Here is a 22,186-nt window from a genome sequence, read left to right as displayed (position 1 = left end):
TGAGTTTCATTAAAGGTAATGGTTTTTATTCTGTCACCTGCTCAATAAATCGATTGGCTGCTTTAAATATCTTCTCTTTTTTTTCAGGGTTCATTTTCTTTAAAGTGGCTACCATCATGGACATTCGCTGATTGTTGGCAAACGTTTCCATGTTCTCCTCAATGAATCGCCAGTAAAGCCCATTCACAGTATCCTCCCAGTCTCCCTTTCCGTAATCGCTCATCTTTTTGATGTAGTTGGCGCCACCGATATAGGGTTTGGTAGCGAAGATTCCTCCATCGGCAAACTGACTCATGCCATAGACATTGGGTGCCATCACCCAGTCCGCTGAGTCTACATACATTTCCATGAACCATTTGTAAACCTCATCCGGATCCAGTTCGCATAGGAGCATGATATTTCCCAGCACCATCAGTCGCTCGATGTGGTGGGTGTAGCCATGCTTCTGTGCTTTTTTGATCGCATCGTCTAATGGAGGAATGCCAGTGGTTCCATCGTACCAGCAGGACTTCATCTTCCGTTTGTGATTGAAATAGTTGACATTCAACTTCTCATCATATTCGTGATAGATCCCTCGCATAAATTCTCGCCAGCCAATGATCTGTCTGACAAAACCTTCTACACTTGGGAAGTGGGTATCGTGCTCCTGATAAAACTCCAGGGCCTTATCGACTACTTCATCAGGGGTGACCAACCCCATGTTGATGTAAGGAGAGAGGACAGAGTGAAAAATGAATGTGTGCTTGCTGCTAATGGCATCCTCATAGGGTCCAAACTTTTCAAAACGTTCCTTTAGGAAAGCGTCCAATAAATAAAGCACTTGCCTGCGTGTGGTGGCCCATCGAAAGTTTTCAGTAGAGCTCGGATGATCTGGAAAAAGCTGATTGACTAGCTTTTTGACATCCTCTGTATGATCAGTGGGGTGTGAGGTCGGTTGTTCGGGAATACGAATCTCATTTGGCAGCTTCTTTCGATTTTCTTCGTCAAAGGACCAGCTGCCATTGGTGGGATCACCGTTCTTGTCAATTAGAATATTGAGATCCCTTCGTTGCTGCTTGTAGAACGTCTGCATGAAGGGCTTATATTCTTGATTGAATCCTTTGAATTGCTCCTTAGTGGTAATGAATCCGGGAGAATCAACGATGGTGAGTTTTAGCTTTTCCTTTTTGCAAAACTCCTGGATTCGCTTTTCAAAAAAATGATCCTCAATATCGTAGGTCACTATTTCCTGAATATCTGCATACGAATCAATGGTTTCTTTCAGTTTGTCTTCATAACTCTTCTCCTGATTTTGTAGGGTTAGCTTGTGATAGTCCAGAGGAAAACTCTTTTCAATCTCTTCTGCGTGGGAGCGCATAGCAGAAAGGAACAGGACCAGCTTATGCTTATGATATTTAAAATGGGTACATAATCCTACATCCTCCGCCATGAAGAAGATGGTGGAGGAGTCAGGATTTAATGGGCTGTGATCAGGAAATAAGCAGTTTCCAAGAATGAGTGCAAGTTTTTTATAAGCCATGTGAGTACAACCAACTCAAATGCTTTCTGTTTAGGTCTCCACCCTATCGTAAGTTGATTGATTCGGGGATGTTTCCATTATGAAGCTTGACATCTGTTTCATAATTTCCAGTGAGGCTGGCGAAATTATTTCCCTCTTTCATTCGGATCGATCGTTCATTGTTTTCCATAGAAGTATAGCTGACCAACAATCTACTATTATCTTCAAAATGCGAATTATCGATAATCATTTCAAAATCTCGGTAGGAGCCCATGTACCAAGTACTTGCCATCCAGCCAAATCGCTCATAAAATCCCTCCAACGTTTGTTCGCCATCCGGGTGAAGTTCATCTCCCCAGGCTGTAGGATCTCGGTAGATCCAATCGAAGGACGATTGTGTAGGGATAAAAGCATCGCCTTCTTTCTTAAAATCCACCTGGCCCAACGCAGCAGAGGCATGAAGCACTTTTATCTCATTTTCATTAACAATGTAGGCGTTTAGAATTGTACTCGTATTAGATCGAATAGCGATATAGGTAAAATCTTTTGATTTTTTTATGACAAATCGATTATCTGTCACTGCAGGCTTCATTTCCAAAGTATCAAGCATTTCCAGGCCTGAGTAACTTCCATCTATCTGATATTTTTTGGGTATTGATTCAATGCTTTTCCATGGTGACTCTTGTATCATCAAGTAGCTGGAAAGCAGCAAAAGAGCTGAAATTAGCTTCATCTTAGGAGATATTTTGATTATGTTTTGAAGGACTAGCTTACGTGCTTTAGCGATTTTTGTTCGTTTTTCCCCACTTTTGGTCTATGGAGCAGTGGGTGAATTTTCCATGGCAGCAGACTTTTCTAGTCAGCACCTTAATGATTGGAGGTGTGTCTGGTTTGGTACTACTGATCAACAAATCTCCATCCGGGAGATGGCTCGGAGCACTAGTGATTACCTATTTGATTGGGATTTCCATTCAGGAAACACCCTTACATTTTTTGCTTCCAGCTGCAGTCTCGTTGATAGTAATTACATGCTACCTCTATATTCATGCGTTCTTCTATCAAAAGACACGGACGGCTTCCGTCCACTTCTTAATTATCGTTGCTTCATTTGCCTCTAACTTGTTCTTTGATGAGATTGAATGGATTTACAAACCGATTGGCTCGCTGGTGATTTTAGCCTATATCGGCCTGATTGTCAGGTTGCTTTACCGTGAAAGCAGGTCAAGAGGATTTTCCTACTTCCTGAATCCGGGATCTCGTGTTTCATGGTTGAGAAATTTTGTGATATTCAATGGAGTACTTATTGCCTCGTTTGCGATGGGGATTGATCAATTGGTAAGTGCTGTGCTTTTCCTTTTATTGTTGGCCTTTATACTTCATCAGCTATTAAAAGAATCATCTTTTCTATCACCAATACCCATTGGAAACAAATACAAGAAGTCTACACTCACACCATCCATAAAGGCTGCTATTTTGGATCGTCTGGACGAAGTAATGCTAGAGCAGAAATTCTACAGAAGAGATGATGCTTCTTTGAGTCGTCTGGCACGTGAGTTGGGAGTAACTACACACCATCTTTCACAGGTACTAAATGAATCACTGAAGATCAGCTTTCAGGATCTTATAGCCAGGTTCCGGGTGCGTGAGGCTTGTCTGCTGCTAAGAGACGAGCAGCATGAGCAGGTAAAAATCGAGAACATCGCTACAATGGTGGGATACAATTCCAAATCTGCTTTTAACACCGCGTTCAAGCGTCGTACTGGCCTTACTCCTTCGGAGTATCGGGATGCTAAGGACGTTCGGACTTATGGGGAAGAACGTCTATCCGAACGGAAAGCACCATTGAACGGTGGAAGAGGTTTTGATTTGAATCATGTTTTTAACCTCAAAATGAAAAGTGGCATGATTCAGCATTTTTTGAAGATTTTCAGTCGAAATGTAAAACGTAATGGATTGTTTTCATTTCTCAATGTACTGGGTTTAACCGTCGGTTTTACCTGTAGCATTTTAATCTATCTCTTCCTGGAAGAGGAGCTTTCATATGATCAATCCATTCCTGATTCTGATCGGATCTATCGGATTGCTTGGAACAGTGACAATCCGCAGACACGAACCCCTCACCCAATGGCTCAAGCCATGGTCAAGGACTTTCCGGAAGTAGAAGAGGCGGTGAGTATATCCCCCTGGTATGGACCAGGACTAAGCAAGGAGCTGGTTCGGGTGAAGAACCCACAAACCAACGCCATGTTTGAGGAGCCTAATTTCTTTTTTACTGACTCCACCTTCTTTGATGTGTTTCAATTGAATATCCTGGAAGGAGATGAAGAGGCTTTAAGCAAACCGTTTTCATTAGTGATTACCGAAACCATGGCAAAAAAATATTTTGGTGATTCCAGTGCAGTGGGTCGTGAGCTTCGGTTAAATGATATGCCAATTGCTGTGACTGCCGTGGTGGAGCCCATGCCTGATAATACGCATTTTCATTTCAATGCGATTATTCCGTATATCACCTTAAAACAAATCAACCCCAACGATAGCTGGATGACTTGGGCAGATTTTGGTCACTTCAATTATCTGAAACTTAAACCAGGAGCTGACGCTAAAAAGCTGGAGGCAAAAATCCCGGATTGGATCCCGACTTACCTGGACTGGTGGAATGATCGGAGGGAAACTTTCGAAGCGACCGGTACAGGCTTTATCCTGCAGCCAATTCAATCCATTCACCTTTACTCGCACCTCCGGTGGGAGCTTGAAAACAATGGGAATATCCTGTATGTCTACATTTTGACAGGTACGCTTGCATTCCTCATTCTTATTGTCATGATCAATTACATCAATCTCACAACGGCTAAGTCCATCGAGCGTGCAAAGGAAGTTGGTGTTAGGAAAACATTAGGGGCCGTATCTAGCAATTTAACGACGCAGTTTTATCTGGAGTCATTTTTATTTTGTGTAGTTGCACTGGTGCTATCGTATGGACTCTCTTTGTTGCTGATGGACAGCTTTAACTATCTGTCCGGAAAGAGCTTTGAAGTATCCAAATTGTTTGAATTTCATTTTCTATCCAAGGCTATTCTTTTTTGTATAGCAATTGGATTGCTTGCTGGTTTCTATCCTGCTATGACTCTTTCGTCATTCCGTCCCACAGAGGTGCTGAAAGGTAAGCTGACCACTAGTTCCAAGGGTGTCAGACTCAGGAGTGTGCTGGTGATATTTCAGTTTACTATTTCTGCCATTCTGATTAGTGGGAGTCTTGTCATTTATCGTCAGATTGATTTTATGAAAGAAAAAGATCTTGGTTTTGACAAGGAAGCCATCATTTCGTTAAGTGTACCGGTAAGTATTGAGATCGGAGGGATAGATTTACAAGCGGTGCGTAGCGTTCAGGAGCAGATAAAAAGGATCAGTGGAGTAAAGCAGACCACTTTGGTTTCGAGTGCTCCTGGTGGACAATTCAATCAGCATGCTTATTATTCGCCGAAAGATCCAGATAATCGTGTAGATGCTTCTGAGGTAATGGTCGACTATGATTTTGAAAAGGTATTGAATCTGGAAGTGGTTGCCGGAAGGGCATATGACCGATCTCATCCATCGGATTCTGTTTTTGGTTTTATCATTAATGAGGTGACTGCACAGCTTTTAAACCTGGAAAATCCGGTTGGAAAAAAATTGATTTGGGTTGGCAATGATGAAGAGCTGGAGGGAACGATTGTAGGGGTGGTAAAAGATTTTCATTATCGTTCACTGCGTGAGAATATTCAACCTTTGGTAATGTCCCTGCAACCGCTGGGGGCGGGTGAGTTACTTATCAAAATGGAAGGGAATCAATTTGGTCAGATTATCAATGAAATTGAACCAATATATGAGCAATTAGGGAGCGAACTTCCTTTTGAGTATCGCTTTCTGGATCAGGAGCTGGCTGCTTTGTATGAGCAGGAGGAGCGGACGCTTTCTATCTTCTCGGTTTTCTCTATGGTGGCTTTGATTTTGGCTAGTCTGGGTCTTCTGGGTATGGCCATTGCCATTTTGAATCAGCGTGTAAAGGAAGTTGGCATGCGGAAAATCCTGGGAGCTACTTCCAGTCAAATTATGGGAATGATCCTTGGACAGTTTGCCAGGCTGGTGGCAATCGCCGCGTTGATCGGTTTACCACTTTCATACTTTATGATGCAAAGCTGGATTGCGGAGTTTTCATATAGAGCGCCTTTTGGTGTGATGCCATTTGTATGGTCGTTGACTGTATTATTAGGGGTTGCGATGCTGAGTGTGATTTCTGCGGTCACGCGTATTACCTACTCCAATCCGGTAGATGCTTTAAGGTACGAATAAACAGCTGATTATGAAAGCGATATTTAATCAGTTGCTAGCAATCTGCATGGTTATTTTTGTTTCGTGCTCTACCACTACATACAGTGGGAGATGGGTACGGTGGAATGCCTCCGGAATTGACGACTACAAGAAATTTCCTTCTTACGATTTTCAGGCTTCTGAAAATCCCTTCCATTTTCATGTGGAATATCAGAAGCATTTAGATCGGTTGATGGTTCCGGTTGACAGGGAGGAAGAAGGTGCTTTACTTAATGTGATTAAAGCGTCAGAAACAACCGCTTTCATCGTGATTAAAAATGATACGCTCCTTTATGAAAAGTACCTGAGTGGATATACACGAGATTCGATCAACACATCCTTTTCGGTAGCAAAATCATTCACCTCTTTATTAGTAGGTGTCGCCATTGATCAGGGGATTATTCAGTCGAGGGAGGACAAAATTTCCAGATATCTTCCTGAATTACTTGATGTAGATCCGAAGTATCAGGAGGTTCAGCTTTCCCATTTGCTTGACATGAAAAGTGGAATTCAATTCAAGGATCATGATTTGATCTGGGGAGACAAACCTAAGGCCTATTATCACCCACAGCTACGAGAACGGATTATGGAACTTCCTGTGACTGATGAGCCAGGCGCAGAATTCAAATACAACTCGTATAATCCAATTGTAATCGGAATGATTCTGGAACGTGTGACAGGAATGATGCCTGCTGCTTATTTTGAAAAGCAAATATGGGATCAAATGGGGATGGAATATGGTGGATCATGGAGCCTGGATAGTGAAGAGTCACGGATGACGAAAATGGAAAGTGGAATTAACCTTCGAGCAATCGATTTTGCCAAGTTTGGGAGATTGGTTTTAAAGCAGGGAACATGGAATTCAGAGCAGGTTATTTCAAAAGAATGGATGAACCAAACAGTGGATATAAGTCAACAACATGTTGTTGATGATTATGGAGGAGAGATTTATTACAAGGACTTTTGGTGGTTATTTAGTGAAAATGGTGAGCAGGTTGATATTATCTCAGGCTGGGGTCATCTGGGCCAATACCTCTATATCTTCCCAGAAACGCAGGTGATCATCGTGAGGATGGGGAAGGATAATGATGGAGTGAAATCATGGAGTCAGCTCTTCAAGACCATCAATGAATCATTAGTAGAATAGTTATTTCAGTGATGTTTTCGCTATTTGAATGGTTGATTTCTGTCCATCAATATGCGTCCACGCAAAGTATGCCTCTCCATTATATATCTCCATTTGAGGAAAGCCGCTTCCACGTGATTCAGACATTTCTGTAACGATTGTGATCGGAGACATAGATCCGTTAATATTCACCTTTCGGTACTTAATAGCTGATTTATCGCCACCATCGAGCCAGCTTACTACTGCCGTCTCTTCACTGAGCATAGCCACATCCACCCTGCCAATAGGAGAGGTTTCGTCGATGATGATCGGGTCGTTGAAATCTTTACCTTGCTTGAAGGCTACTTTTACTTTAGGTTGTCCCAAGGCGGATGTAAACCAGGCAGTTGCTACGGTCTTGTTGTAACTGGCGACCCGTGGGCCGTTGACCGGGCAGCCCGCGATGTTCCAATTGTCTTGAGCCACCAGTTTGGGTTGACTCCACGCGCTATCTTTTTTTATCACAAAAGCCATGTCCCGAACTTCATCAACTGAACGATCTCTGTATATGATTATGGCTCCATCATCGGATATCGTGCCACCGGTTTGACAGCAGTCACATACTCTTCCATCTAATTCTGATTGCTCAGATAAGTTGCCATTCATATCTATAACTGCAGACCGGATGGTCATTGCTCCTCCCAGCCCATGGGTATGATTTTCTGCGATCGTATTTCTACCATCTAGCCAAGTAAGAAGAAAGGAACCATCATTGGTAGGTTGCAGGGTTACAAACCCATGTTCAGTAGGAGTTCCATCCGAGTGAGGAATAATGGGAGAGGACCATTCAGAAGATGTACTTGGTTTTAAAACCAGATTCAAATCATAAGAGTAGGTTCCCGCTGAGCTTTTAGCTAAGAAATGGGCAATTTTATTTCCGTTTTGGTCAACGGCCAGCATCGGATAATCAGCCCAATTTACGAACCAGTCATTGCCTGAGGCTATAATTTCGGGTTCACTCCAACCTTCATCTTTTAGTTGAGCGTATTTAAAATCTACCCAATTGGAATCTCGCTTTTCCACCCAACTCATGTAAAGGTTGTTATCTGCTCCTCTTATCAGATGCGGAAGGCTGCTTTTCGGAACAGTAGGTGTTGAAAAGCTAGCAATGGCTGTTGCTGTTTCTGATTCTTCAGACTGGGGCGTACTGCAAAATGTAAGGAAGACTATTAAAATCAGGTATATCCATTTCATGGGGTCGAAATTACTGGATTTGGAATTCTCATACCTTCGCTATTCCCTTGCGAGTGAGGTACGAACGAGACTTGGGAATCTCTTCCTTCATTCTATGGATAATCCAAGATTCCCATGACTCGGACATCCCCTAGGCTGTCCTCCCAAGGGAATGACGAATTGAATTTCATTGCATCTCTGAGATCTGATCAAACAGATCTCTTAGCTCAGGGTTAAATTCCTTAATGAGTTTGTCTTTCCAAGCTCGGTTCCATTTTTTGATTTTATGTTCTCTTTCAATAGCTGTCTCAATCCTTTCATAGAAATGATAATAAATCAAGTCTGTGCATTTATACTTTTTTGTGAATTCTGAACCGAAACCATTTTTATGCTGGTAGGCTCTATTGTCCAGATTATTAGTTGAGCCAACGTAAACTACTTTTCTGGTCCTGTTGGACATAATATAGACGTAACCACCTTTAGCCATCGGCTAAATATAGTATTTCCCGCTATTCCCTTGCGAACGACGGAGGAGTGAGACTTGGGAATCTAATAGTCGGCGAACAAATAGATTCCCGTGATTCGGGTATTGCTATGCATACCCTCCCAAGGGAATGACGATCTAAACTGAAGAATGAGACCCAATTTGATTTCTATACTTTGAGAAAAGAGGAGGAGTAATGCTGGGGATCTCTTCTAATCAATAATTGATTACCACATCTTCCAATTCAATGAATGATAATTCTTCCAGTTCCCCATCGAGATATGCCTGATCAATTGCTTCGAGTGGCACACTATCTTTTACCCTGGGCTTAAGGTTTTTGTAATCTTGTACGGTTACTCCATTTATTTTTCTAGCATTATAGGCAACTCTGAACCTCATTCCTGTGCCTTCATCTTCCTCATTGTAGCTGTAGGCCAGATAGTCCATACTGTAGTCTTCGGTATCAAACCAGTAATAAAAGACATCCTCAAAGTCCTCACCACCACCTTCCGCGTCAAAAGTAACTTTGATCTTGTGGTAGTTTGTTCCGTTGATCTCCATTGTGCCTTCATGACTTTTATTCACTGCGGCATCATTGAGACGAAAGGGAAGAAAAGCAAAGTAGATCACAGAATTAACGGAGCTGATGTAGGCTGCACGCTTTTCTTCATCCACAGTGATCAAACTATCATTGAGGTACCGGAAGAGATCCTCATTGTTCAATACATCTTTAACCTCATTTCCAATGGAGTCACGTTGAGTCCGTGTATAAACGAAGGCCCCATTTTCCATTAAATAGCTATAGTCAATCTTGCGGAACGTAAAGAATGCTTCAGCATTTTGGAGCTTATGGACACCAACAACCTCAATGGCCTTGTCAACAACCTCCTGCGCGGGTGGAGTTGGCGAACTACATGCCGTAACGATGGAAAATAATAAAATCAGTTTCTTCATTTCTCACCCAAACGTAAGAAGGGGAGGAAAAGGTTTGTCTTCACAATGTCAAATCGCATAAAATTAAGAAGCTACCTGCTGACGTTCTTTGGCTTGCTGCATCATATCTATGATGATGGCATTGAGTTTATCCACCAGGTCGTCAATCCCTTCTTCTTTGTCCTCTTCCAATAATTCTACGTGGTTCAGGAACAATGTGATCTGCTTAGACAGTTCCGTTTTCCATACCACTACCTGAGGTGTTTCGTTTTTAGTGTCTTCAGTGGTCTTTTCGTGATATATTTTATCAAAATTCTCATGGGAATTGAGCATTTCTTCTAGAAGATCCGCTACTCCCGCACGAGATATTTCAGTTGAAAATCGCTCCAGATCATCAACCAGGCTTCTCATGGCTTCACTTTGTGCGATGTAGCCCAGGTTGTATAGACTAAATCCTCGCTTTCTTACCACTTCCACCAGCTTTTCTCCAGCCTGTTTGATAGATGGCTCGGTTCGGTAGGATGCAGATAAGACACCATACTTAAAAGCCTGAAAAGCATCGTCACGTAAGAGGTCTGCTTGCTGCACACGCGATGCATGCACATTGGAAAGTCCTTCGTTTAGTGACTCGGAGAGCACGCTGGATGCTTCAGTGGTTTTCTTGATCCTGTTTTCCAGGGTATCCTTTAAAGCAGAGGCGTTTACCGCCTGAATGAGTCTTTCTGCAATGACAACCAGTTCTTCGGAGGTCAATAGTGAGTGTGAAAATTGCTTAAGCATGGTTCGTTGGTGTTTAAATACGAGGTTCTATGGTACCAAGAAAGCACCTTCTGGTCAAACATTGAAACCAACTTCGATGAGGGTTTGAAAAAAAAGGACGTAACCAGTTTCTAGTATGAAAATCAGTACGTGATCCTCGTATTTTTCTGTTTCCGTAATTTCCGCTTACACTGCATACCACTTTTTTTCAACTTTGTATCATCATGAGAAATTAAAATCGTTGTTTATGAAAGTTAGAAGACCCATTTTCACCCAGTTCCTCAGTGATCTTCTGAAGTGTATCACTTCTCGTTCTGTTAAACGAAACAGATATGTACGTCTGTGCTAAAAGAAATCATAAGTTAGGTTGTATTGTGAGAGCATCGGATGTAATTGTCCGGTGCTTTTTTATTCTGAGCAGGTAACAGAATAGGGGATATCTTTTCCTACAAACTCGTCCCACTCGTCAGGTGTAAGCGGACGATTAATCATGGCGCAAATACGAAAAGCAAGATAGGCAGGGTCTACCGGCCAGGTTCGAATGTATTCGTCTCCACCACCGGTGATTACCTGGGTGCCTGTTGGGTTGAAGCTTCCGGTTAATACCCAGTCATCATGATCATCAAGAATGATGGGGAGTTTTCTGGAATCTGTGAGATCCCAGATTCGGGCCGTACCATCTCTGCTGGTTGTTAATAGTAGGTCTCCATTTGGATTAAACTGGATATCCGTTACGGTACTTTGATGACCGGATATAATTCGTATTAGTTTTTTATTCGGGATATCCCAAAGTATCACATCCCCACGGTCTCTGCCGATCGCCAGAGTATTTCCATCGGGGCTTATGTCCAGACAATTGATGGCAAACGACCCTAGTTCATAGCCGAAGTAGGACTGCTGCCTCCAGTTTTTCATAATGTCTTCGATTGGGCTTTCTTTTACCTCATAAGGTTTTTCCCAGGCCTCCAGTACACCCTGCTCGGTTCCGGCATAGATGGTACCATCTTGCTCATCTACTTTTAGTTGGTTGACCTTCAAAGCTGTTTTACCTACCTGTTCCGATTTGGCATCAAAGCCCTTAAGTATCAAATCTCCGGTTTTGGCTACCATGAGGTATTTTCTTTCTCCGGGTATGAATGTAGCTGTTTGTACCGGCTGTGGATCTTCTAAGACTTTTATGTCTTCCTGCGGGTTTTGCTCAGTAGGGATCAGAGCCAACCCTTCCTGATAGAAAATAGCCATCAACACTTTTCCGTCATTGGACATTTCAATCGACTGAATGATCTTATCAGATTCATAGATTGTTTCAGGTATGTCACGTGGATTCGATAAGTCCCATTTTAATATTTTTCCATCTGTAGAAGAAGAATAATAATGGTTGGATTCTTTGCCGAAATGCACAGATGTGACAGTATTTGAGTGCATCCCAACTTGATTATACGCCAGGTTTCTGACCGAATCATATGCCAGGTACTTGTTTGCTTCGTAGAGTGCCTGATACACATTCAGGTGAGAAACATAAGGCTCCACATTTCCCTCTTTCCAAAATTCATAGGCCTGTCGTGCCACCAGGGCTTTTAACTCCGTCTGATAGCCAGGCATGACTAACGAACGCTGAGACATGGACATAACCAGTTCAGTGGTTGTTTGATTGGGTTGTGCTTTGCTAAAAAAGACAACTAATAGGAGAGTGGCGATTATTAGTAAGCGCATAGTTAAAAATACGAAAGATATTAAAAAGGTCTACCCAAAATTGGATAGACCCTTGCTGCTTCTGTCACCTGGTGACAGAATCCACCTTGGTGGATTTCTAATGAATAATAATAACCTTACCTCCAAAAATTCCATCAGATTCTGTTTCTACCAGAAGGAAGTAAACACCTGATTCCACATTGGATACATCATATTTTTTTTCATCATTTTGTACATAATTCTTCACAATTCTGCCATTCAGATCAATTAAGTATAAACTAATGATAGGTTGATCTAAAATGAGTGAAAATGTAGATGAGGCTGGATTAGGGTGAATCCCACTGAAAGATTCCCGTCCATCAAGGATGCTCAAAATTGACCCGATAGATAAAGCTTGGATTTCGTTTGGGGCTGCATTGTAATTTTCGTTTCCTACTTGGGATGCAGTGATCACTACTTCCCCATCATTCAAAATGTTTACAACTGATCCTGAAATGCTTACAATTGTAGGATCATCAGCATTGAATGTGACACCCAAACCTGAAGTTGCTGTTGCGGATAAGCTGAAAGCAGGTGAATCTTCTGTCAGGCCGATTGGAAGGGGCTCAAAGCTTATGGTCTGGTCTGCTTTGCTAACTGTTAAAGTTCCATCTACATTTATTAAGTTGTAGTTGTCGGCAGATCCACCCATTAGCACAATCGGAAATTCACCAACCCCGTTATAAGACGCAGTAGCAATCGGAGGCGTAATATCCAACTCCGTTTCGCCGTAAACGAACCCACTATAATCAATATCCAATGATGGTTCATCACCGTATGCGATGGTTTCGCTAACTGCCGATGCGGTCAGGTCTGCTGGTAGCACATCAATAGTCTGTTCGGAAGAACCCTCAATGTATGCTTCATCCTCAGCCTGTGTAGCCGTGATGGTAACCTGTCCGATACTTTCTATGGTGGCGGTGGAGTTGGTTATGCTAATAATGGATGGATCGGAGCTTTCATAAGTGATCTCGTTGGGACTGTTGGAGGTGGCACCAGGATCAAACGAAGGATCGCCGTAAGTTTTATTATAAAGAGTAAACGAGATGTTTTGATCTTGCTTGGTGATCACTTCCAGCAAAGTGGTGAATTCAGGGTAACCACCGAATTCAGCGGAAAGATCTTCTTCTTTTGTAAATTCAGTTCCGTCAGGGTTTATTGAGAAAATGATTCCTGCCTCATTACTTCCTCCAAAAGTCATTAATCCCCACAGCTTATCATTCGATTCGACTAATCCTCCATAAAGCCCATTACCAATGGAACCATCAAAATCATGAATTTTGGAAAATCCTGTGCCATCGGTATTGATTGAATAAATAGTTCCAACATTCGATGTACCACCTGAATATGTAACTCCAAATAACTTCCCATTTACTAGTGTAAGCCCACTAAACGGACGGCTTCCATTTGTTCCATTAAAATCATGTACTTTATTATATCCTGTGCCGTCTAAATTGGTACAGAAGATAACTCCATTATTGTTTGCTCCACCAACATGTGTTGTACCCCAAAGTTTGTTATTTGCTTCACATAAGCTTCCATATGAAAACCCACCGGTTAGGAAATCAAAATCACGAATTTTAGTGAAACCGGTACCATCTGTGTTAATCGTAAAAAGAACACCTAATGGGTCATCAAAACTAGCCCCACCTCCAGCCGTCCCGATAAGTTTTCCATCACTTTCTATGAGGCTGTTTCCTGGTAAATAAGAACCATTTGTGTTATCAAAATCATGCACTTTCATGAAGTTTGTACCGTCAAGGTCTATACTGAATATTATACCATGATTATTTGTTCCTCCTGCTGCCATTCCCCATAACTTTCCATTGCTTTCAATTAATTTCGAAAGTGCATTAGATGCATTGATGTAATCATGAACGACCTCAAAGTTGCTCCCATCCAAGTCCATTCGAAAAATCACTCCATGATTCTGTTCTCCACCTAACTGTGTCATCCCCCAAAGTTTATTGTTGCTTAGAGTGATTGAACCGTTTATCTGAAAACCTTCCGATTTATCAAATATTCTTAGTGTTTGGAAACCTGTATTGTCATCATCAATTTTAAAAAGCGTTTGTGCAGTAATTCCAATTATTTCGTTATTAAGAACTACCAAGTTTGGAAATGGATTGATACTTGGAGAGGTAGTAAAGTCATGAATCTTTTGAAAGCCAGTCCCATCGACATTGAGGTTAAATAATGTGCCCTGACTAGTCGTCCCTCCTCCAATGGCCGTTCCCCAAAGCTTTCCATTCGTTTCCACCAAATCTCCTTGCGGTGAAATTCCTGTTGTCAATTCGCAATCATGCTCTTTTTGGTAATCGCTCCCATCAAGTGCCAATGAGAAAATAGTTCCTAGGTCGTTGGTGCCACCACTTACCGTTGTTCCCCAAAACCGGCTATTACTTATGGTTAAACCACCATGAGGATTTCGGCCGGTTTCTGTTTCGAAATCATGCATATTGAAAAAAGCGGAGCTAGTGGGATTGAAGGCAAATATTAGCCCCTGGTTATTAGCTCCACCAATCCTCGTCATGCCCCAAATAAACCCACCATTCTCGATTAATCTTCCATATGGATCCCTTCCGTTTGTGATATTAAAATCGAGTCGTTTAAGGAAATTTCCGGTAAAGCTGATTTCATAAAGCGTTCCAAAATTATTAGCGCCACCAACTCGGGTCATTCCAAAGAACTTCCCGTCATGCGCGCACAATCCCCCTCTGGGCTCGCTTCCGTTGGTTCCATCAAAATGATGGACAACCTCAAAATCTGAACCATCAACATTAATGTTGAAAATAACTCCGTGATTGTTTTCACCACCCCTGGCTGTTACTCCCCAAAGAGTATTTCCTTGTAAGGCTAGTGTACCAATTGGATCACCTCCGTCACTTTCGGAGAAGGTATGCAACACGACTAGATTTGTTCCATCAGGATTGATTGAGTAGACAATTCCTCTGTTATAAGCACCTCCATCTCCAATTCCGAACATAACATCGTCCTTGATTACAAAATTCGAACGTGGATATTTTTCGTGAAAGTCTTTTAAAACCTGAGGGTTACTTCCATCATTTTCAATGCTGTAAATAGTACCTCCAGATGCTCTACCTAAGCCAATAAGTTTTGTTTGGCTTTTGACGTCTATACAAAACAATAGCAAGAGAAGGATGTAGCAAGTTTTTGTGAGTTTCATGGAAGTGTAGTTTGGTGATATAACAAATTGACAATCAATTACTTAAAAAGTCAATACCAACTTTCTGGTATTTTTTCAGCCTTATTAATCCAGTTTAGCTGTCATAGAATTCCTGGAAATGAAATGATGGAATGCTCCTGTTATAGGAATAAGTAAAGCTGAGAAAACTAATTTTGAACTTTGATGTCAATCACTAAGTAATCTTCTGCGTCCAGGTAATCACCATCAGTGTTTCCATCTACTGCGGAACGAATAATCAAAGCTCCTTTTTTACTTCCACCTGTCTTATCAGCATCTGTCTCAAAAGCAAGCACATCGCCTTCTTGAAGTTCAACTATGGTCGAATATTGGTCACCGCCCTCATCAAAAATTATTAGAAGGTCTATTTCAGAAGCTAAAGCATCGAAATCTGTACTTGTTGCATTATCTACCAGTCGGAGAGTGGTACGATTTCGTGTCATCCAATTAAGATCCGTGCCGGAAAGATCATACCAGCTATCAATATCGTCTGATGGAGACACAAAGCTAATACCATCAAGAGGACCAAAGTAATGGAAACCAAAGTCTATAAGACCTTCCAAATTCGAATCATCACCGATATCAGATGCCGAATACGCCATACCAGTAGATGTTGCCACAAATGACTTGGATGAATTATCGAAAAGAGGCCCCTCGACAGTTATATCGGTAAATTCAGCTACCGCAATGAATTCATCCACATTAAAAGTGAAGTGTCGCTCTTCCTTTTGATCTTTTAAATCGATCACTTCAAAGTAAATGGTTACCTCGGCCCCACTTAAAGATTGTTCGATTACATAATTGAAGTTTACAGTCCCGCTTATAGGATTCGGGTCCAATCCCAAATCCTCAGGTGTTTGAGTCGTTTTGACTCCTAGCACACCATCTACTTCGAATGTGTAATTGAGTTGGGTTAAACCTTCTTCACTAATAAATGTGACTGTTGCATTCAGTGTTTCGCCCACCTCATAAACACCATCAAGATCTGAATTCATTACCTCCAGCGTTAAAGTGCCAAAATCATCGTCCGAATCAGAGGAGCAAAATGTTAGAGTTAAAAGACCAAATACAGCCAATACAAGAAAAATAGCATTGCGTTTCATAATGTGGAATTTTGGTGACTTAACAAATTGACAATCAATTAATTAAAAAGTCAATACCAACTTTCTGGTATTTTTAAGGGTACCTTGATTCCCATTTTCAGTAGCTTTATTAAGCTCAAATGACTCTCACCATGGAATCAAAAGACAGTGAACTAATCAATCTTCATCGAACCTTTTTCTGGCAGTCTGAGAAGTTTATCAAATCTGACAATTGGGATGATCTGGATGAACTTTTTGAGACGCTTCCATCTGATCATATGCATGTAAGTGATAAGACCACCATGTCATTGATTTATGCTGACCCATTAATGAGGGAGGCAGTTGGTGGGTTTACCAGAGAGGAAATCCATGAAAAATTTTTTGAAGAGCTACCTCGTCGTGTTGATTTGGAGAATTTTCAAAGAAATGTGGCCATTGCAACAGAGTTTGTTCAAAGAGGAAATAAACATGAAATAGGAATTATGTTTCAACACATGAACCTCGAAAAGGACCTTGACGCAGATTTCGAGTGGTATGTATCTTTCATGAAACTGAGTGACAAAGCGAAGGGTATTTTCACTCTTGATTTCAAAGTACGTTTTCTGGATAAGTATCAAAATAAATTCATGAAACTAATCGCGCTAGATGAGTTTGTTCATAACAATATGAACAAATTTCAGGAGTTGACGGCCCGGGAAGTAGAGGTTATGACTTTGCTTGCAAAGGGACTTTCCAATCAGGAAATTGCAGATCAACTTTCGATAGCCAGATTCACAGTGGATACTCACCGAAAGAATATTATGAATAAGCTTGAGATCAAACGATTTGTTGATCTCATTCGGTTTGCTGAGGCGTTTGATTTGGTTTAAATCACCCCCATCTTCTTCATGATGAAGCTAGCACTTTTGTTTTCGCAGATTCCGTCTCGCAGCTTGTAGTCAAAGACTAATTCATCTTTCACAATCTCTACTTCGAAGCGTTTGTTTGTCAATATTTCAGGATACTCTTCGGTGATATTGCACACTTCCAAATCATGTGTAGCGATACCACCAAAAGCCTTTTTATCAGCCATTTTTTTAATAACCTCTATCGTTCCGTTTCGTTTATCATCCGAGTTGGTGCCGCGCAATATTTCGTCTAATAAGACAAAACCTTCTCCATTATCCAACTGGTCCATGATATATTTCAATCGCTTCACTTCTGCGTAGAAGTAAGACTCGCTATCTGTGAGTGAATCAGATAGTCGCATGGAAACGAAAACTGGCATCACGTGAACAGAAGCATGACTGGCATACACTGGAGCACCAATGCCTGACAGCACCATGTTCACTCCAATGGTCCTAAGGAAGGTACTTTTACCAGACATATTGGAACCGGTGAGAATGAAAAAGGGGTGTGAATTAAAGTCGATGGAGTTGGTTACACTTTTATCTTTTGCCAGCAAAGGATGTCCAAGGTTTTCAAATTGTATTTGCTTTTCATTGTTGATTGCCGGAAAGACAAATTCAGGATTGTTGTAAGCGAAATTTGAAAAACTGCTGATCGCTTCAATTTCACCGATTACCTTCAACCAACCTTCTAATTGAGTAGCATGTTTCGATCGCCAATTTGATAGGGCATGTAGCACATGTAGGTGATATTGTAGTATCCCGTTTAATAACGGACTGGCAAAAACATTGGTGACATGCTCCAGCCTTCCGAATAAAAGAGATAACTGGTGAATTGCCTCACTGGCTTTGGTATGGTTAGAGGTAAGGTAAGACTGTAGATTTTTCAGTTTATCCGATTGGAAAGTCTGGTTTTCAATCTCTTTTAATAATAAAGAATGTTGTTTGAGTATCTCTTCAATTTTTGTGGTTGGAATTAATTCTTCCTTTATCCAGAGCATGTGAGAAGCAAGGAATCCCAGGTTTACCAAAAAAAGCAATCCACCAATGTTGCCAAATATGTCCTCTGGGTAAATAAAGTATAGACATAGCGCGCCAATAGTAAGAACAGGAAGCACAAAGGTTAATGCACGGATGAGCGCATTGAATTTTTTGGGTTTCCTGCTAGCCCATTCCAGCAGCTCCTTATTGATTTCAGGACTGTCAGGCTTGATACGTCCCAATGCTAATAGTTGATGCCTCCAGGTTAAATTGGGTATTAACTCCTTCACTGCTTCTTGTGTTTCCAGGATTTCTTCTTCAGGAAGAATGTGCAGGAGGTTGTTTGCTAAAATCTTTTTACCATATGTGGTTCCAGTACGATTGAGTGTTTGAAATAGGGAATGTTCACCAAAGAAATCCAGGTCGTAGGAGTAGGGATGATCATGCTGTATAAATGCTGAACCATCATCAAAAGGGAGCTTTCCATTCTCCAAAAAAGCCAACTCATCCTGATTGATCTCGATTTTGGCTTTTGCCAATTCATTTTCCCACCGAATGGATTTGTGCCTTCTGATAAGTATTAAAAATGATATAGCTGTAATCAATCCTGCCAAAAACAAGAATAAGTTGGTCGTTTGGAAATACTGATAAAACAAGAATGTAGCTGCAGAAATAGACAGAAAGCGTGAGAGGCTGATTCTTCTGTCACTTGCAGATAGCCTGGTTGAAAGTTGGGTCAACCGTTCGATATTTTGCTGGTATATGCTCAATGTCTCGTTCTTTAAAAGGCAAGGTTAACGAATATCTTTTCGCCAAGCTTTAGCCGATTTAAGAATGTTAGGTTTAAATCATGAAAAGATCGGATTAGAAATCAGCGAAGAAAAATGTAGTGTTTGTAAAGAATTTATACTTCTTTTAAGGCATAGATTAACCAGCCAGACATGTTACAAACCAAGAGCCCTTCTCATCAGTCCGAGTTGAGAAAATGCATTAAAAGACTTGTTACTGATTTGTATCAATCTACGATTGACTATGAAGAACAGTTGGCAGAGAATGGAGAATCTGTAGCAAGCTATGTCTGCAAAATGAACGATCAGCAGCTGAATAGATCATTTCTTGATTATTGCATAGCTGTGAAGCACTATGAAAAATCAAAAGTGAGTTAAGTTATTAACAAAAAAATAGGGAGGGCTTTCGCACCTCCCACTCACATAGCTGAATAAATATCATTATTCAGAAAATTGTGTTTCCTTGTTTTAGTTACCATCCTTTGGTGCCAAAGGAACCTGAGGGATGGGTGTGCCATGTGCTCCATCTTTGCAACACATCGGTAAGTTATCATATGCAAGGGAGTCTCTTGCAAGTGTATCTGCATGATATCCAACTAATGTGATTCGTTTACGAATCGTTTGTGCATCGGTCTTCTTAGGATTGTAGACCACCGTCATCACTTTGTCATCAAGACTGAGACTAGCTTCTTTAACACCTTTTTCAAATGCCAGGTCTTTTTCCAAAGCATACTGGCACATCTCACAGATCGCGGAGGTCTGTATTTCTACCTTGAACCCTTTGTCTACTTCTATCGGCTCTTTTTGAGCGAATGATTGTATAGTTGAAATTAGTAAGATGATCATCGTAAAAACATCCCCCTTAATCCCCCTTCGAAGGGGGAGTTTCTTTCTATTTTGATTCATTTTCAATTTTAAATTATTCATTTTCAATTCTTTATTCTATATCTAAATCCTACATAGACCATTCGGCCTACAATAGGAGCCCAAACAAGTGAGGCATCAAAATTTTCACCGAATGGATTTTCCGAATCTATGATCGGGTCATCCTGAGTAAAGCCCAATAGGTTTTCAGATCCGATGTATACATTTCCCCATCGGAAACCTCGACTTACCTGTGCATTCAACAGGAAGAAGTCCGGAGATGAGCTTTCACGCTGAAACTCTGCCGGCTTGTCTGACGTATTGGGCAACCTTTTTGATCCATACCATTGTAGTGTAGCATCAGCTTCCCATTTATCAAATCGTGTAGAATAGGAGGTATTTAGGAAGAATCGATTCCTTGCATTGAAAGGCACCTCTCTGAACTCATCATTGATGGTTGCTCTCACATCATAAAACTTGTATGCCGCCTTGGCGCTCAAGCGATCAGAGAATTGATAATTTCCTTCTAGCTGAAAGCTATGGGCATATGATTTTCCTCTGAGGTTATAAACCCTCAGCTGACTGGAATTGGCATCCATGTCGTAAATAAGCTGATTTTCGAATGTGGTGTAAAAATAATCTGCAATCAGGTTTAGCTTCTTGTCTCCAATGTTCACAGCTGTGACGAGACTACCACCCATATTCCAGGAAACTTCCGGTTCTGGATTTTCCTCAATGATCAGCTGTCTTGAAGAAACTAAGATATTGGTATTTTCCATGATTGCATTTGGTGTTCGATATCCGCGACCGATAGCTGCTCTCAAGGTAGTGTTTTCAGAAAACTGAAATCTGGAATGGAGCCTCGGCGTGAAATAGGTTCCGTATAGATTATGAAAATCTGTTCGTGCTCCTGCCAGCAAAGTGAATCTGTCGCCAGGAGAGAAGGTGTATTCATAATATAATCCGGGAACAACTTCCTGTCTGTAAAATGCAGAATCAGCGTAGATTTCATCAAACTCATCATAAAGTATACTAACCCCGGTTTTATATGAGTGAAAAGAGTTTCCGATGATGTTTTGAAAGATCACATTACCATAAAGCGTTTTTTCCGTTCCCTGATAATTGTCTCTCCCGAATCCTCCGTCAATGTCCAGGTACGATGCTGAGTAAAGAAAGCCCCAGCCCTTGTATGGTTTGTGCGGGAAGAGTAATCCTATTTTCCCAAAAACTTCAGCCCGGGTCGTGTTGTTTTGAAAACCATATTGGGGTGAGGATTGGAAATCATCTCCGTGATCAAATCCCAATTGGCCGCCAGCTCTCTCGTCTCTCATGAAGGTAAATCCAATTTGAGACCTCAACGTTTCACCAGTATACTTATATCTGTTCATTAAGTTGATCTGACGCCCCTTGGGAATGTCCATGAACCCATCTTCATTTTGATCTACTTCGTTATTAAAATAATTGGTGTGAAGGAGGATTGCAGTACTCCATTGGTCGTTGATGTCTCGTGCGTGATTTGCATTGAGCTCTACGCGCCCCATAGAGTTTGCGTATCCGTTCAAATAAAGCTTTTCACTGTTTTCCGGTTTCTTCAATTCTACGTTGATCTGACCGGTCATCGATTCATAGCCGTTTACTACCGTTCCAGCACCTTTGCCTACATCTATTGATTGCACCCATGTCCCTGGAATATATGTAAGACCGTACCTACCGGCCAATCCACGTACGTTTGGAATGTTTTCACGACTTGTTAAAACATAGCTGCCATCTAATCCAAGTATTCGAATGGTTTTTGCGCCACTGATTGCATCCGTAAATGAGACATCTACAGATGCGTTCGTTTCAAAACTTTCTGATAGGTTACAACATGCAGCCTTAGTAAGCTCTGCTTCGGTGATCACCTCTACATGCTTGGATTCCCGATCATCCAAGAAAGTGCTGCTTGCCTGAACCACGACTTCTTCCAACTCAGAAGTGTTTTCTTCCAGCATGATATGCATCATTCCGGACAGATCGGCATTTACTGTGTCTGCTATAAAACCGGAATATGAGACTACTAGTCTTGAATCTCTTTTTGTCAGCTTTAAGGTAAACTGACCATTCACGTCAGTGATGACCCCATTTTGGGTGCCAAGCTCCTGAACGGTTGCTCCAATGAGTGGCTCGTGCTTGGCACCATTGCCGACCATTCCTCTCACCGTCTGTGCCTCGGTTGACAGGGCGAATAAAGTGGATGTAATTAGTATAAAAATATGTTTTACCATGATTGTATTTTAGATCATAAAATGA

16 protein-coding genes are annotated in these 22,186 nt (G+C 41.4%); 4 read left to right on the top strand and 12 right to left on the bottom strand.

The genetic code is table 11. The features are described 5' to 3' along the window. Positions 1 to 25 precede the first annotated feature (25 nt). Entirely contained in the window at positions 26 to 1,519 is a 1,494-nt protein-coding gene (locus ACP14Y_RS02375) for a cryptochrome/photolyase family protein (RefSeq protein ID WP_424961370.1), read from the bottom strand. A 43-nt stretch (positions 1,520 to 1,562) separates the two neighbouring features. Further along, the gene (locus ACP14Y_RS02370; protein WP_424961369.1) at positions 1,563 to 2,231 is read right to left on the bottom strand and encodes a hypothetical protein; all 669 of its coding nucleotides are present in this window, start codon (positions 2,229 to 2,231) and stop codon (positions 1,563 to 1,565) included. A gap of 83 nt (positions 2,232 to 2,314) precedes the next feature. Between ACP14Y_RS02370 and ACP14Y_RS02365 the strand changes: the two genes are divergently transcribed. Together ACP14Y_RS02365 and ACP14Y_RS02360 are read left to right on the top strand one after the other, a co-directional pair. Next, entirely contained in the window at positions 2,315 to 5,827 is a 3,513-nt protein-coding gene (locus tag ACP14Y_RS02365) for an ABC transporter permease (RefSeq protein ID WP_424961368.1), read from the top strand. Between the two features lie 10 nt (positions 5,828 to 5,837). Next, complete coding sequence (locus ACP14Y_RS02360; RefSeq protein ID WP_424961367.1) at positions 5,838 to 6,992, top strand: serine hydrolase domain-containing protein; 1,155 nt, start codon at positions 5,838 to 5,840, stop codon at positions 6,990 to 6,992. Here ACP14Y_RS02360 and ACP14Y_RS02355 read toward each other — a convergent pair whose 3' ends face one another. From ACP14Y_RS02355 to ACP14Y_RS02325, 7 genes are all read right to left on the bottom strand, one after another. Further along, complete coding sequence (locus ACP14Y_RS02355; RefSeq protein WP_424961366.1) at positions 6,993 to 8,204, bottom strand: exo-alpha-sialidase; 1,212 nt, start codon at positions 8,202 to 8,204, stop codon at positions 6,993 to 6,995. Between the two features lie 166 nt (positions 8,205 to 8,370). Then, on the bottom strand, positions 8,371 to 8,670 hold the full coding sequence (locus tag ACP14Y_RS02350; protein WP_424961365.1) for a GIY-YIG nuclease family protein: 300 nt from the start codon (positions 8,668 to 8,670) through the stop codon (positions 8,371 to 8,373). Positions 8,671 to 8,883: 213 nt separating this feature from the next. After that, a complete protein-coding gene (locus ACP14Y_RS02345; RefSeq protein ID WP_424961364.1) occupies positions 8,884 to 9,621 on the bottom strand; it encodes a DUF6503 family protein in 738 nt (245 codons plus the stop codon). 63 nt (positions 9,622 to 9,684) lie between these two features. Further along, a complete protein-coding gene (locus tag ACP14Y_RS02340) occupies positions 9,685 to 10,380 on the bottom strand; it encodes a DUF6261 family protein (RefSeq protein ID WP_424961363.1) in 696 nt (231 codons plus the stop codon). Between the two features lie 387 nt (positions 10,381 to 10,767). After that, a complete protein-coding gene (locus tag ACP14Y_RS02335; RefSeq protein WP_424961362.1) occupies positions 10,768 to 12,072 on the bottom strand; it encodes a WD40 repeat domain-containing protein in 1,305 nt (434 codons plus the stop codon). Positions 12,073 to 12,169: 97 nt separating this feature from the next. After that, a complete protein-coding gene (locus ACP14Y_RS02330) occupies positions 12,170 to 15,277 on the bottom strand; it encodes a choice-of-anchor tandem repeat GloVer-containing protein (protein ID WP_424961361.1) in 3,108 nt (1,035 codons plus the stop codon). A 167-nt stretch (positions 15,278 to 15,444) separates the two neighbouring features. Continuing rightward, positions 15,445 to 16,398: a hypothetical protein gene (locus ACP14Y_RS02325; protein WP_424961360.1), complete on the bottom strand. Its 954-nt coding sequence runs from the start codon at positions 16,396 to 16,398 to the stop codon at positions 15,445 to 15,447. 131 nt (positions 16,399 to 16,529) lie between these two features. Between ACP14Y_RS02325 and ACP14Y_RS02320 the strand changes: the two genes are divergently transcribed. Continuing rightward, on the top strand, positions 16,530 to 17,246 hold the full coding sequence (locus ACP14Y_RS02320) for a response regulator transcription factor (protein WP_424961359.1): 717 nt from the start codon (positions 16,530 to 16,532) through the stop codon (positions 17,244 to 17,246). Here the strand turns inward: ACP14Y_RS02320 and ACP14Y_RS02315 are convergent. After that, positions 17,243 to 19,015 (bottom strand): MutS-related protein, encoded by a 1,773-nt coding sequence (locus ACP14Y_RS02315; RefSeq protein ID WP_424961358.1) that lies wholly within the window; start codon positions 19,013 to 19,015, stop codon positions 17,243 to 17,245. The genes ACP14Y_RS02320 and ACP14Y_RS02315 overlap by 4 nt on opposite strands. A gap of 171 nt (positions 19,016 to 19,186) precedes the next feature. Between ACP14Y_RS02315 and ACP14Y_RS02310 the strand changes: the two genes are divergently transcribed. Next, a complete protein-coding gene (locus ACP14Y_RS02310; RefSeq protein WP_424961357.1) occupies positions 19,187 to 19,411 on the top strand; it encodes a hypothetical protein in 225 nt (74 codons plus the stop codon). Between the two features lie 90 nt (positions 19,412 to 19,501). Here ACP14Y_RS02310 and ACP14Y_RS02305 read toward each other — a convergent pair whose 3' ends face one another. Further along, positions 19,502 to 19,939 (bottom strand): heavy-metal-associated domain-containing protein, encoded by a 438-nt coding sequence (locus tag ACP14Y_RS02305; RefSeq protein ID WP_424961356.1) that lies wholly within the window; start codon positions 19,937 to 19,939, stop codon positions 19,502 to 19,504. Between the two features lie 23 nt (positions 19,940 to 19,962). Next, entirely contained in the window at positions 19,963 to 22,161 is a 2,199-nt protein-coding gene (locus ACP14Y_RS02300; protein ID WP_424961355.1) for a TonB-dependent receptor domain-containing protein, read from the bottom strand. Between the last annotated feature and the right edge of the window lie 25 nt (positions 22,162 to 22,186).

This window comes from Ekhidna sp. (genome assembly GCF_965247405.1).
Classification (GTDB): Bacteria; Bacteroidota; Bacteroidia; order Cytophagales; family Cyclobacteriaceae; genus Ekhidna.
This window is presented reverse-complemented; position numbering and strand designations above follow the sequence as displayed.